This window comes from Actinomadura meridiana (assembly GCF_039537545.1).
GTDB lineage: Bacteria > Actinomycetota > Actinomycetes > Streptosporangiales > Streptosporangiaceae > Spirillospora > Spirillospora meridiana.
Window position 1 is genome coordinate 17,378 of record NZ_BAABAS010000018.1, and the last position, 11,970, is coordinate 29,347.

Below are 11,970 nucleotides of genomic sequence, written 5' to 3' on the forward strand. Positions count from 1 at the left end.
CATGGCACTCACGACCTACCGCCAGGCCCTCAGGGACACCCTCCGCGCCGAGATGCTGCGGGACGAGAACGTGTTCCTCATGGGCGAGGAGATCGGCCTCTTCGAGGGCTCCTACAAGATCACCGAGGGGCTGTTGAAGGAGTTCGGGCCGCGCCGCGTCCGCGACACCCCGATCGCCGAGGAGGGCTTCGTCGGCGCCGCGATCGGCGCCGCCATGTTGGGGTTGCGTCCCGTCGTGGAGATCATGACGATCAACTTCTCGCTGCTGGCGCTGGACCAGATCGTCAACCACGCCGCGAAGATCTACGGCATGTTCGGCGGGCAGGCCAGCGTCCCGATGGTGATCCGCACCCCGGGCGGCGGCGGGCAGCAGCTCGGCGCCACGCACTCGCAGAACGTCGAGCTGTTCTACTCGTTCGTCCCCGGGCTGAAGGTCGTCGCGCCGAGCACGCCCGCCGAGGCGTCCGCGATGCTGAAGGCCGCGATCCGCGACGACGACCCGGTGCTGTTCCTGGAGAACCTCGCCCTCTACAACACCAAGGGCGAGCTGCCCGCCCCGGTGGAGGACGTCGAGCCCGCGACGATCGGGCGCGCGGCCGTCACCCGTCCCGGCACCGACATCACGATCATCGGCTACTCCCGGATGGCGCGGGTCGCCTCCGAGGTCGCCGAGACCCTCGCCGCCGAGGGCGTGTCCGCCGAGGTCGTCGACCTGCGCAGCCTGCGCCCCCTGGACCGGGAGACGATCGTGGAGTCGGTCCGCAAGACGGGGTGCGCCGTGGTCGCCGAGGACGACTGGCTGACCTACGGCATCGGCGCCGAGATCGCCGCGTCGATCCAGGAGGGCGCCTTCGACTGGCTGGACGCGCCCGTCCGGCGCGTCGCGATGGCCGAGGTGCCCCTCCCCTACGCCAAGTCCCTGGAGTCGGCGGCACTACCGTCCGCCGACTCCCTGCTCACCGCCGCCCGCGCCACCCTCCGCGCCACCGGCCGCCTGTCCGACTGGGGGACGACCCCCAGACCCCCGCAGCGCGATTCGGACGATCCTCACTCCGCTGGCGCTCCGCTGCGGTCGCCCGAATCGCTGGAGAACGCCCGATGACCGACATCCTCATGCCCAGGCTCTCCGACACCATGGAGGAAGGCGTCATCAGCTCCTGGCAGAAGAAGCCGGGGGACGAGGTCGCGGTCGGCGACGTGCTGGTCGACATCGAGACCGACAAAGCGGTCATGGAGTACGAGGCGTACGAGGCCGGGGTGCTGGAGAAGATCCTGGTCGAAGAGGGCGAGACGGCCGCGATCGGCGCCCCGATCGCCGTCCTGACCCCGGCGGGCGGCGCGGCCCCTGCGGCGACGCCCACGCCCGCCGCCGAACCGGCGCCCGTGCCCGAGCAGAAGCCCGAGCCGGTCGCTGAAGCCCCGGCACCGGCTCCGGCGCCCTCTCCGGCTCGTCCGGCGGGGGCGTCGCGGCCGCCGTCGTCGCCGCTGGCGCGCAGGCTGGCCCGCGACCACGGTCTCGACCTGGCGGGGCTGAACGGCTCGGGACCGGGTGGACGCATCGTGCGCGCCGACATCGAGGCCGCGATCCGTGGCGGCGCCTCCGCGCCGGCGCCCACCACCGCGCCCGCCCCGGCACCGACCGGCACGGCGCCGACCGCCCCGGCGTCGGCCGTCGCCGCGCGGGCCGACGACCCCGATGTCGAGGTCGTCCCGCTGAACCGGTTCCGGAAGGTGGCGGCCAAGCGGCTGACCGAGAGCAAGCGCGAGGCCCCGCACTTCTACCTCAACCGCGAGGTGGACGCCGAGGCGCTGCTGTCCTTCCGCGCCACGGTGAACGAGGCGCTCGCCCCGGCCAAGGTCAGCGTGAACGACCTGATCGTGAAGGCGGCGGCGACGGCGCTGCGCGAGCACCCGGCCGTGAACGTCTCCTACACCGAGGAGAACCTGCTCTTCCACAAGCGCGTCCACGTCGGCATCGCCGTGGCGGTCGACGACGGCCTGGTCGTGCCGGTCATCCGGGACGCCGACCGCAAGAGCGTCTCGGAGATCGGCCGGGAGACCCGCGAGCTGGCGGGCAAGGCGCGCGAGGGCAAGCTGTCCCTCCAGGACATGAGCGGCGGGACGTTCAGCGTCAGCAACCTCGGCATGTTCGGCGTCGACTCGTTCGCCGCGGTGATCAACCCGCCGGAGGCCGCGATCCTGGCCGTCGGCGCGGTGCGCGACGAGCCGGTCGTCCGCGACGGCCAGGTCGTGCCGGGCAAGCGCATGACGGTGACGCTGTCGGTGGACCACCGCGCCACCGACGGCGCGACGGGCGCCCGCTTCCTGGACCGCCTGGCGACCCTGCTGGAGAATCCGCTCCTCATCGTCGCGTAACGACGACCGCGAACCCGCCTCCGCGCCCACGTCCGGGCCCGGGGGCGGTTTCCTGTGTGGCCGCATGCGGCCACCGGCAATCAGATCGGCGGTGGGGCGCGAAGTAGTGGCGGGCATGGCGAAGAAGCCGGTCGATCCGGCGTCGCGGCACACGAGCCCAGCGCCGTCGAAGGCGCCGCCGCGGCGGTCATCCGGGGACCGGTCGGAGTTCCACGATGCCGAGAATCCATTCGTCCGGGAAACGGTTCGCCGCGATCGTCGCCGCCGGGGGGCTGCTGGTCGGCGGCGGGCTCGCCGGGCTGGCGCCGGGGCAGGGCACCGCGTCCAGCCACCGGGAGGCGCCGCTCATCTCCGGGCAGCCGCAGTACGACAACACCGACGTGTACGCGTTCGTCAGTCCCGACAGACCTGACACCACGACGTTAATAGCGAACTTCATCCCGTTCTCCGACCCGGCGGGCGGGCCCAACTTCTACCGGTTCGCGAACGACGCCCGGTACGACCTCAACGTCGACAACGACGGTGACTCCCAGCCGGACCTCATCTACCGGTTCCAGTTCCGCGACCGGCTCAAGAACGACAACACGTTCCTCTACAACACCGGGCCGGTGACGAGCCTCGACGACCCGGACCTCAACTTCACCCAGACCTACGACCTGTCGCTGATCCGGCAGGTGGACGGGCAGGTGCACAGCACCCACAAGATCGCCGACGACGCGCCCGTCGCGCCGTCCAACGTGGGCAAGGCGTCCATGCCGGACTACCGGACGCTCCGCGACCAGGCGATCAGGCCCGTCGGCGACGGGATGACGGCGTTCGCCGGGCAGGCCGACGACCCGTTCTTCCTCGACCTGCGCGTCTTCGACCTGCTGTACGGCACCAACCTGAAAGAGGTCGGCAACGACACGCTGCGCGGCTACAACGTCAACACCGTCGCGCTCCAGATCCCGACCAAGCTGCTGGTGAACGAGAACGGGAAGGACCCGGTCATCGGCGTCCACTCGACCGTCCAGCGGCAGAACGCCTCGGGCGGGTACACGCAGGTGTCGCGGCTCGGCAGCCCGCTGGTGAACGAGGTCGTCATCCCGCAGGGGAAGAAGGACACGTTCAACGCCTCCATTCCGTGGCATGACGCGCAGTTCGCCAAGTTCGTCATCGACCCCGAACTGCCGAAGCTGATCCAGCAGATCTACAAGATCCCGGCGCCGCCCGCACCGCGCAGCGACCTCGTCCAGGTGTATCTGACCGGCGTGCCGGGGCTGACGCAGCCCGCGAACGTGCGCCCGGCGGAGCTGCTCAGGCTCAACACGTCCATCAAACCGGTCGCGCACCCGGACCGGCTCGGGGTGCTCGGCGGCGACAAGGCGGGCTTCCCGAACGGGCGGCGGCTCACCGACGACGTCCTGGACATCTCGCTCCAGGCCGTCGAGGGCGAACTGCTCGGCAAGAAGAACGACCTGGGCGACGCGGTCAACACCAATGACGTGCCGTTCGAGAAATCGTTCCCGTACGTGGGACAGCCGAACTCGGGTTCGGACGTGCGCGGCGCGAAGAAGTCCGGCGTGAAGACGGCGTCGGGCGGGAACGGCGGCGAGTCCGTGAACCTCCTGAACGCGGGCGCGGTCGAGAACACGTCCGGGACGGGCGGGTCCGGCCCGCTCGGCGCGCTGCCCGCCGCGGGGCTGGCCGGAGGCGCGGCGTTCGTCCTGACCGGCGGGCTGCTGTGGTGGCGGCGCCGGCGTCCCGAGATGGGACGGCACGAGGCCTGATGTTCCGCCCCCCGACACCCCGACCCCTGATCGTCGGAATCTCGGTCGCCGGACTGGTCGCGGCGTTGACGTTCGGAGCGGCGGTCGCCCCCGCACGCCCTTCCGGAACGTCCGCCGCGGCCCGTCCGGGCACGGCCGGGGCCCCGGCCGCGGGGTTGCAGCGGCGGCTCCGTGAGCAGCCGCGCGACGCCGCCGCCTGGGCGTCGCTCGGTGCCGCCTACGTGGAGGAGGCCCGGGTCACCGGGAACACCGCGTACTACCCGAAGGCCGACGACGTGCTGCGCCGCTCCCTGACGGAGGAGGCGGGCAACGCCGTGGCGCTGGCCGGGCTGGGCACGCTCGCGGCGGCCCGGCACGACTTCCACGGCGCGCTGCGGTACGCGGACCTGGCGCTCGGCGCCGACCCGTACGGGCAGCGGGCCGCGGCCGTCCGGGTGGACGCCCTGGTCGAGCTGGGCCGCTACCCCGACGCACTGGCGGCGGCGCGGACCGCGGACGCCCGCCGTCCCGGCATCCCGATCTTCACGCGGCTCGCGTACGTGCGTGAGCTGCGCGGAGAGACCGGGGAGGCGCGCCGGGTGCTGAACCTCGCCCGCCGGTCCGCGACCGAACGCCGCGACCTCGCCTACATCGCGACCCAGCTCGGCGAGCTGGCCCGCAACGACGGCGACCTCGTCCGGGCGGACCGCGAGTACGCGGAGGCGCTGCGCGTCTCGCCGGGCCACCTGCCCGCCCTGGACGGCCGGGCCCGCGTCCGCGCCGCGCGAGGCGACGTCAGGGGCGCGCTCGCCGACCGGGCGGAACTCGTCCGGCGGCTGCCGATACCGGAGTACCTCAGCGAGTACGGGGCGCTCCTGGAGTCGGCGGGACGTCCGGACGACGCGAAACGCCAGTACGCCGTCGCGTCGGCCTGGGCCCGGATCGCGCGGGCCCACGGCGTCGACGCCGACCTGGAGACCGCCCTGTTCGAGGCCGACCACGGCGACCCGAAGGAGTCGCTGCGGGCGGCACGGGCCGAGTACGTCCGGCGCTGCCCCGGCGCGGCGGTCCGCCAGTGCGGCGTCCACGCGGCGGACGCGCTGGCCTGGGCCCTGCACGTGAACCGGCGGGACGCGGAGGCGCTCCGCTACGCCCGCCAGGCCACCGCGACGGGCTACCGCAACCCGAGGTTCCAGCGCCATCTCGGCGCCATCGAGAAGTCACTCGCCCGGGGAGGCACCCCATGATCGCTTCCGTGCTCGCGGCCGGGATGCTGGCCGCGCATCCGCTGGGCAACTTCACCGTGAACCACTACGACGGACTCGTCGCCGCCCCGCACGAGCTGCGGATCGACCATGTCGAGGACCTCGCGGAGATTCCCGCCGCGCAGACCCTCCCGGATGTGGACACCGACCGCGACGGGCGTCCGTCTACTACCGAACTGGCCGCGTGGGCGGGCGGGGTGTGCCGGCGGGCCGCCGCGTCCTTCCAGATCACGGTGGACGGACGGCCCGTTGTCGCAACGGTCACGACGGCGTCCGCCACCGCACCGCCCGGCCAGGCCGGATTACCGACGCTGCGCGCCGAATGCCAGGTCACCGCCCCCGCCGGACCCGGGAAGATCATGTTCCGGGACGGCGGGTCGGCGGACGGCCGGACCGGCTGGCGGGAGATCACGGCGCGGGCCGACCGGATGACGCTGGCGGCGTCCGACGTGCCGGACTCGTCCCGCAGCGAACGCCTCACCGCCTACCCGCGGGACCTGCTCTCCTCGCCGCTCGACCAGCGAACGGCGACCCTGACCGTGCGGGCGGGCGGCCCACCGCTCGCCGCCGCGCCCGCACCCGGCGGCGGCCCGGAACGGCTCCTGCCGCGCGGCACGGACGGCCTGACCCAGCGCTTCACGTCGCTGGTGGCGCGGCACGACCTCACGCCCGCCTTCGCCGTCCTGGCCTTCCTGATCGCGATGACGCTCGGCGCCCTGCACGCGCTCGCCCCCGGCCACGGCAAGACGATCATGGCGGCGCACGCGATCGGCGACGGCCGCAGCCGGACCCGCGACATCCTCACCCTCGGCCTGACGGTCACGCTCACGCACACCGCCGGGGTCTTCGCCCTCGGGACGCTCGTCACGACGGGCGCGCTCCTGACCCCGGAGACGGTGTTCCCATGGCTCGGCGCGGCGGGCGGCGTCCTGGTCACGGCTGCGGGAGCCCTCCTCCTGCGCCGCGCCCTCCGCAACCGCCACCACCCCCACGGCCACGGGCATGGGCATGGGCATGGCCACGGGCATGCGCCGCCGCCGCGCCGGGGCGGGATCATGCTGATGGGCTTGGCGGGCGGGATGGTGCCCAGCCCGTCCGCCGTGGTGGTCCTGGTCGGCGGTGCCGCGATCGGACGGGCGTGGTTCGGGACGGTCCTCGTCCTGGCGTACGGGCTCGGCCTGGCCGCCGCGCTCGTCACCGTAGGGCTGCTGATCGCGGGCTCCGGCCGCGCCCTGGCCCGGCGCGTCCTGACCGGACGAAGACGGATGCCCCCCGGACTGATGCCGATCGGAACCTCCGCGACCGTCGTCGCGCTGGGACTCGGCATCACACTGCGCAGCCTCGTCCTGTGATCTGTGATCCGAGGCGGGGCCGTTCGCGTATCGCCGAACGCACGGCCCACCGAGGGGAATGCCGCATGCCACCAGATACGAGCCCACCCGTGCACGGCCGCGACCCGGACATCCTCCTTGACCGGACGGGTCGCGGCGACGAGCGGGCGTTCGAGCTGCTCTACGACGCGGCGGCGGCGCCGGTGCACGGACTGGTGCGACGGGTCGTCCGCGACCCCGCGATTGCCGAGGAGGTGACGCAGGAGGTGATGCTCGACGTGTGGCGCTCCGCCGCCCGCTACGACCCCGCCCGCGGGGGGGCGATGGCGTGGATCATGACGATCGCGCACCGCCGTGCCGTGGACCGCGTCCGGCGCGAACAGTCCGCGGGCGAACGCGAGGCCCGAGCCACGCCCCGCGACACAACAGCACACGACCCTGTAGGCGAACGCGTCGAAGCACGCCTGGAATACGAACGGGTGCGGCGCTGCCTGCGAACCCTGACACGGCTGCAACGCGAAACAGTGACACTCGCGTACTACGGCGGCCACACCTACCGCGAGGTCGCCGAAATGGTGGGCGCACCACCCAACACGGTGCGAACCCGAATGCGCGACGGCCTCATCCGCCTCCGCGACTGTCTGGGGGTCGTGCGATGACGGACGACCCGCATGCCCTATCCGGCGCCTACGCCCTGGACGCGATCGACGACGCGGAGGAAATGCGGCAGTTCGAGTCGCACCTCGCCGGATGCGAGACCTGCACGACTGAACTTCGCGAGTTCCGCGCGACATCGGCACGCCTCGGAATGGCGGCCGCCGAATCCCCACCTCCCGCACTGCGCGACCGGGTGCTGGCCGACATCCGGCACATCCGCCAACTCCCCGCCCCCCGCCAGCCAGCACCCACAAGCCCAGCCCCCGAATCGAGCCACCCACGCCGCTGGCGCCGCGCAGTAGCCGCCGCCGTTGCGGCAGCGGCATGCCTGGTGACGGCCGCATCGGTCACGGAAGCGGTTCGGGAACACCAACGAATGGAACGCGCCGACGCCACATCCCGCGCCATCGCGTCCGTCCTCTCGGCCCCCGACGCGCACTCGGCGATGGGCCGCACCAAAGCAGGCGGAACAGTAACCGTCGTCGCCTCCGCGACAAGGGGCCGAGCAGTCGTCGCATCCTCAGGACTGCGAACCCTCCCAGCCTCCAATGCCTACCAACTGTGGCTCATAGACCGGAAGGGCCCACGCCCCGCGGGCCTTCTCCCCCACAACCGACCAATCATCACCGAAACGTGGCATCCATCCGAAAAACTAGCAATAACCATCGAACCGGCAAGCGGATCCCCGCGCCCGACGACCCCGCCGGTCGTCCTCCTAAAACCATGACCATCACTCAAACGTAAGGCCATATCCAAACGGGAACAACGGCGTCTTTCCATCACCCTTGTTAATGGGCTCCTGGCCCCCGTCACGCATCCACGTGACGGGGAGCCGCCCCTTCGGTTCGGCCTCACCGAACAAGACGTCAGCCACCCCTCCCCCCTCCGTACCCGGCAACCATGCCTCAACGAGGGCATCCCACTGGGGAAGCTGTTTCGCGATATCCAGCGGACGCCCCGACACAAGCACCACCACCACCGGGACGTCAGCGTCACGGAGCCGGTCAATGGTCGCGAGGTCACCCGCGTCCAGGCCGAGGTCACCCGTCCGGTCCCCGTGATACTCGGCGTAGGGCTTCTCCCCCACCACAACGATCGCGGCGTCATACGAATCGTCGAGCCCCACCCCATCCCTGCTGTAGGAGACGGTGGCGCCCGACCCCGCGGCCTTGCGAATGCCGTCCAGGATCGTCGTACCCGGCGTAATAGGCCCAGGCTCGCCCTGCCACGTGATCGTCCAGCCCCCCGACTGCATACCAACATCATTCGCGCTACGTCCCGCCACGAAGAACTTGTCGCCATCCAGGGGCAACACATCGTCCTCGTTCTTCAACACAACCTGCGACTCGGCGACAGCCTTCCGTGCCAACTCCCGATGCGCCGCGCTACCAACGGTCTTCAAATACGACCGATCTGCCATCGGACGCTCAAAAAGCCCGAGCTCGAACTTCTTCGTCAGAATGCGCCGATTCGCATCATCAATACGAGACATCGAAACATCACCACCCCTAACAGCATCCCCCAAATACGTAATAAACCGACGCCACTCCGTAGGAACCATCACCATGTCGATCCCCGCATTAACCGCCGCAACGACCTCGCCCCTACTGAACCCAGACTCCCCATCAATCTGATCAATGCCGTTATAATCCGACACCACAAACCCACCGAACCCCAACTCCCGCTTCAGAACATCACTGATCAGATACCGGTTCTCATGCATCTTCAGCCCGTTCCACGAACTGTAGGAGACCATCACCGACCCCACACCCCGCTTCACTGCCGCCTGAAACGGCGGCAGATGAACAGCCCGCAGTTCTTCCTCCGAGATCCGCGTATCACCCCGATCACCACCACCCGCCGTCCCCCCGTCCCCCACAAAATGCTTGGCCGTAGCCAGCACAGAAGCCGGACCCCCCAACTCCTCACCCTGCAACCCGTCCACAACCGTCGTCATCATCGTGGGCAGTTCAGGCACCTCACCAAACGACTCGTACGTCCGCCCCCACCGGTCGTTACGGGCCACGCACACACACGGCGCGAAGTCCCAGTCAACGCCCGTCCCCGCCATCTCCTCCGCCGTAGCCGCACCGATCCTGCGAACGAGCTCCGGATCACGCGACGCCCCGAGCCCGATGTTGTGCGGAAAAATCGTCGCCCCAACAACGGTGTTGTGCCCATGAACGGCATCGACCCCGTACATCATCGGCACCCGCAACGGCGCCGCGAGCGCGGCCCGCTGCCACCCGTCGTACATGTCCGCCCAGCTCTTCGCCGTGTTCGGACTGGGCGCCGACCCTCCACTCGACAGCACTGACCCGATCCGATACCGCGTGACCTCGTCCGGCGTGATGTACCTGCGCTCGGGCTGCGTCATCTGACCGAGTTTGTCCGCCAGACTCATCCGCCCAAGCAGATCACTCACCCGATCCGCGACGGACAACCGCGCGTCAAGATAGGGCGCGGGCCCGGCGTCCGCCCGCACCGGAGCGCCACACACGACGAGCACCAGCGCGACGCCCAGCAGCCGCGACTTCCCGAGAGACCTGTGCATACGGAATCCCTGTCCAGGATTACCCCAATGCAACGCAATCGGGAGCCAGCACCTCGGCAATATCCACTCGACAAACCCCTACAAGGGCCTCCGATCGGGATCGAACCGATACCTCCAGGACCACAACCTGGCGTGCAGACCACTACACCACGGAAGCCGTATCTCCGGCAGGACTCGAACCTGCGACCTCCGGGTCCGCAACCCGGCACGCTCTCCAACTGCGCCACGGAGACGTACCGAGTGCAGGAATCGAACCTGCCTGTAGCGGGATATGAATCCGCCGGACACACCAGCATCCTCACTCGGCGCGGAGGGTGCGAGACTCGAACTCGCGCAGGGATGACCCTGACCACGGCTTAGCAAGCCGCTGCCTTCCCACTCGGCCAACCCTCCGGGAACCAAAAAAGCCGCCCGTAGCCCACGAGCGGCAAACTCCAGAACGCGCGATTACGCCCAGAGCCCACACCCGGGACCAGAAAGACGACTGAACATTCGATGACGACGCATGCTTCCTGCCCTCCCAACCCCACTTCCAACAAGACCCATACTGCCGGGACACTCCCACCCCGACAACTGATTTACCGACCACCCAACGCCGCGTTCAACGCCCGCAGCGCGTGGTACACACGAACCTTGACCACGTCCACCGGCACCCCCAGCCGCGCGGCGGCCTCATTGACCGACCGATCCCTGAACACGGTCTCGGTCAGAATCTCGCGATGCACGGACGGCAGCGCCTGAAAAGCCCGGGCGACCACCACAGGACGCATCCGCGCCCCCGCCGAACCCGGACCAAAGGACCCGATGCTCTTGCCCATTCGCAGTGCCACGCCCCGAACCTCGCACCCCGCCACCCCCACAGCCCCCCGCTTATGCCCGCCTTAAGGAACCGCTGAGTGAGAATTATTCAGATCTCGCCCACCCTCCCCCCGGAACAACCCCCGACAAGCCCCTCACCTGCGAGAACAACGACGGGACCCCAGAGGAACCGTCCAACACAGTCGATCTAGGTCGGCTCTACTCGACCTGCATCGCGTCCCGAGTCTCGCCCCCTGGCTCCCTCCCACTCAGCAGGAAGCAGGCCGCCCCACAGCCCTCGAAACCCCAGACACAACGATGACCACGACCTTGGACGGCGAGGCCATCGCCACGAGCGCCCGCACCAACCGCGGTTGAGGCGTCTCCACATGGCCACGTCCGTGATGGCCGTAGCCGCACCGGCAGCCGTCATCTCATACGCCACGCCCACGACCCAGTCCCGCCGCCCTGGCTACGCGGTCTGAACACCGGGATCAGTGGCTCGGTGAGTTGTCTAGTTCATAATGACAGAATCATTTTCTAACAGGTCTTTAGCCTTCTACGAATTTCTTCAACGCCGCTTTCAAGTCTTCGTCTGTCGGCTCGGTGTAGAGGTTGGTCAGGCCCTGAGACCAGAAGGTGTCCGGGCATTCGCGATCGTGACCGGCGAACGTGACCTCCCCGACGGTTTGGCCAGTCCTTGCCGCGTAGATTGTCGCCTTGTAGGTCTGCTCCATCATCGGAAGTGGTTCTGAGCTTTTCCCATCGACCCCGTCGAGCTCGTAGCGACATGATGACACCCGCTTTCGCGCGGACTCCTGGGTCACGCACGTCACGAGCTGCACGGTTCCCTTCTCCAACGCCGCCCACTCCGAGTCTTGACCGACCGACGTCTCCGCTGGTCGGTACCATGACTTATAGCCCTCATCGTACGGGAACGGACGCTTGACAATCACATCCATAGGGTGCGGTGCAGGCCCACGATGTGCGGCGGCGTTGGCAAATTTCAGTCCTGGTTTGGAGCACTTTTCGGCGAGTACGTCAGGAGTGATTGGGCGATCGTCCGATTCGCTGGAACTGGAATCGTCGCTTGAGCGAGTGTCCCGCCCCTGAGAGCGTCCGACATACAGTGTTTCAAACAATATGGCAACAAGGATTGCCAATGCCGAGATTAATAGCAATCCCCGTACGGGGTGGCTTTTCCACTGGCGCTGAAACCAGCCCATCGTCATATCCTTGAT

At 69.3% G+C, this 11,970-nt stretch carries 9 protein-coding genes, 4 tRNA genes and 1 pseudogene; 7 read left to right on the forward strand and 7 right to left on the reverse strand.

Going from position 1 to position 11,970, the window contains the following annotated elements; all coding sequences use genetic code 11:
* Position 1 precedes the first annotated feature (1 nt).
* From ABD808_RS24325 to ABD808_RS38590, 7 genes and pseudogenes are all read left to right on the forward strand, one after another.
* Positions 2 to 994 (forward strand): annotated as a pseudogene (locus ABD808_RS24325) (alpha-ketoacid dehydrogenase subunit beta); the annotation flags it as partial.
* Positions 995 to 1,098: 104 nt separating this feature from the next.
* Entirely contained in the window at positions 1,099 to 2,376 is a 1,278-nt protein-coding gene (locus ABD808_RS24330; protein ID WP_344900564.1) for a dihydrolipoamide acetyltransferase family protein, read from the forward strand.
* A 215-nt stretch (positions 2,377 to 2,591) separates the two neighbouring features.
* Positions 2,592 to 4,145, forward strand: a complete 1,554-nt coding sequence (locus ABD808_RS24335) for a DUF4331 domain-containing protein (RefSeq protein WP_344900566.1) — start codon at positions 2,592 to 2,594, stop codon at positions 4,143 to 4,145.
* The gene (locus ABD808_RS24340; RefSeq protein ID WP_344900568.1) at positions 4,145 to 5,371 is read left to right on the forward strand and encodes a tetratricopeptide repeat protein; all 1,227 of its coding nucleotides are present in this window, start codon (positions 4,145 to 4,147) and stop codon (positions 5,369 to 5,371) included. Before ABD808_RS24335 ends, ABD808_RS24340 begins: the two co-directional genes overlap by 1 nt.
* Complete coding sequence (locus ABD808_RS24345; protein ID WP_344900570.1) at positions 5,368 to 6,741, forward strand: High-affinity nickel-transporter; 1,374 nt, start codon at positions 5,368 to 5,370, stop codon at positions 6,739 to 6,741. The genes ABD808_RS24340 and ABD808_RS24345 overlap by 4 nt, the downstream gene beginning before the upstream one ends.
* A gap of 65 nt (positions 6,742 to 6,806) precedes the next feature.
* Positions 6,807 to 7,379 (forward strand): ECF RNA polymerase sigma factor SigK, encoded by a 573-nt coding sequence (gene sigK, locus ABD808_RS24350; protein ID WP_344900572.1) that lies wholly within the window; start codon positions 6,807 to 6,809, stop codon positions 7,377 to 7,379.
* Complete coding sequence (locus ABD808_RS38590) at positions 7,376 to 8,104, forward strand: anti-sigma factor (protein WP_486303656.1); 729 nt, start codon at positions 7,376 to 7,378, stop codon at positions 8,102 to 8,104. Before sigK ends, ABD808_RS38590 begins: the two co-directional genes overlap by 4 nt.
* Before the next feature lie 3 nt (positions 8,105 to 8,107).
* Here ABD808_RS38590 and ABD808_RS24355 read toward each other — a convergent pair whose 3' ends face one another.
* From ABD808_RS24355 to ABD808_RS24385, 7 genes are all read right to left on the reverse strand, one after another.
* Entirely contained in the window at positions 8,108 to 9,931 is a 1,824-nt protein-coding gene (locus ABD808_RS24355) for a glycoside hydrolase family 3 protein (RefSeq protein ID WP_344900574.1), read from the reverse strand.
* An 85-nt stretch (positions 9,932 to 10,016) separates the two neighbouring features.
* A tRNA-His gene (locus tag ABD808_RS24360) sits at positions 10,017 to 10,088 on the reverse strand.
* Between the two features lie 2 nt (positions 10,089 to 10,090).
* Positions 10,091 to 10,164, reverse strand: a tRNA-Arg gene (locus tag ABD808_RS24365).
* 1 nt (position 10,165) lies between these two features.
* Positions 10,166 to 10,238: transfer RNA gene (locus ABD808_RS24370), tRNA-Met, on the reverse strand.
* A 1-nt stretch (position 10,239) separates the two neighbouring features.
* Positions 10,240 to 10,324: transfer RNA gene (locus tag ABD808_RS24375), tRNA-Ser, on the reverse strand.
* A gap of 185 nt (positions 10,325 to 10,509) precedes the next feature.
* The gene (locus ABD808_RS24380; protein WP_344900576.1) at positions 10,510 to 10,749 is read right to left on the reverse strand and encodes a sigma factor-like helix-turn-helix DNA-binding protein; all 240 of its coding nucleotides are present in this window, start codon (positions 10,747 to 10,749) and stop codon (positions 10,510 to 10,512) included.
* A 531-nt stretch (positions 10,750 to 11,280) separates the two neighbouring features.
* Positions 11,281 to 11,961, reverse strand: a complete 681-nt coding sequence (locus ABD808_RS24385) for a hypothetical protein (RefSeq protein WP_344900578.1) — start codon at positions 11,959 to 11,961, stop codon at positions 11,281 to 11,283.
* Positions 11,962 to 11,970 lie beyond the last annotated feature (9 nt).